The following is a 1,102-nucleotide window of genomic DNA, read 5'->3' on the forward strand; positions in this document are numbered from 1 at the left end:
CCCGGACCGGAGCCGGCGCCCGCCCCGGCGCCCGTGCCCAGCCCGGCGCCCGTCCCCGTCCCCGCCGCCGGTCCCGGGCTCGACCCCGAGGCCGGCGCGTGCGGCGGCCGGGCACCGGCGGGCGGCCTGGCGGGGCGTTCGCGCGCGGCCGGGGCGGGCCGTCGAACGGCGGCGAGCCGCTCGGCCAGCCGGCGCGTGAAGTCCACCGGATCGTGGTCGTCGAACTCCCGGGCCAGCTCACCGGCGTGCACGCGCAGCAGGTCCACGACCTTCATGTCCGCGCCCCGTCGTCGTCCGGGTGCTCCAACAGGTACTCCAGGTGGCGCCGTCCGAGGCTGTAGTAGGTGCGGGCGGTGGTGTGCGCGATGCCGAGGGACCGTCCGATGTCGTGGTAGGACAGTCCCGCCTGGCGCAGCCGGACCACATCGGCCTGGACCGGGGCGGCCCGCGCGAGCTCCTCCATCGCCCAGTCCAGGGCGTCCAGTTCGGCGAGCTCGTTCAGCTCGTCCTGGCTGGTGTCGGGACGGCGCTGGGCGATCACCCGCAGTCGCTTGCGTTCGGTGCGGCGGCGCTCGCGCAGCACGTCCACGACCGCGTCCTTGACGATCTTGAAGGCGAAGGCCTGCGGATCGGGGCTGGCCAGGGCCCGGCGCCAGTTCTTGTAGAGCGTGGCGCCCGCGTTCTGGACGGCGTCCTGGGCGTCCTCACGGTGCCGCAGGCGCTGCTGGGCGTAACGGAGGTACCCGGAGTTCTCGCGAGTGAAGAAGGCCTCGAAGTCGTTCGGCAGGTCGCCGAGCGGGTCGGCTCGCAGGCCCCGCTCCTCGCCCGGCCCGGGAGTGCTCACGCGGCCCCCCTTTCATCGGTCGGCTGGCCGGCCCACCGGGTGGCACGCCGACGGCCCCTTGGGGGCTCGTGGTGTAACCGTCCGGGAGCTCCGGGTTGTTGACCGGATCGGGCGGACAATTGCCGAACGTTTCCGTTCACTTCCGAACAGCGTGGCTGACCTGCCGCTTCGCCCTCACGAGCCCGGCCCGAGGGGCAACAATGTGACCCAGATCACAGGATGTGGGAGGGTGGCTTGACAAGCTCCACGACCGCACCC

At 73.5% G+C, this 1,102-nt stretch carries 1 protein-coding gene and 1 pseudogene; both read right to left on the reverse strand.

Annotated elements, in window-relative coordinates; all coding sequences use genetic code 11:
- Positions 1 to 275: pseudogene (locus ACIQOV_RS42495) on the reverse strand (hypothetical protein); the annotation flags it as partial.
- Entirely contained in the window at positions 272 to 844 is a 573-nt protein-coding gene (locus ACIQOV_RS42500) for an RNA polymerase sigma factor (RefSeq protein ID WP_380544817.1), read from the reverse strand. The pseudogene ACIQOV_RS42495 and the gene ACIQOV_RS42500, both read right to left, overlap by 4 nt.
- Positions 845 to 1,102: the final 258 nt, after the last annotated feature.

Source organism: Kitasatospora sp. NPDC091257, from assembly GCF_044757675.1.
GTDB classification, from domain to species: Bacteria; Actinomycetota; Actinomycetes; order Streptomycetales; family Streptomycetaceae; genus Kitasatospora; species Kitasatospora lactacystinica.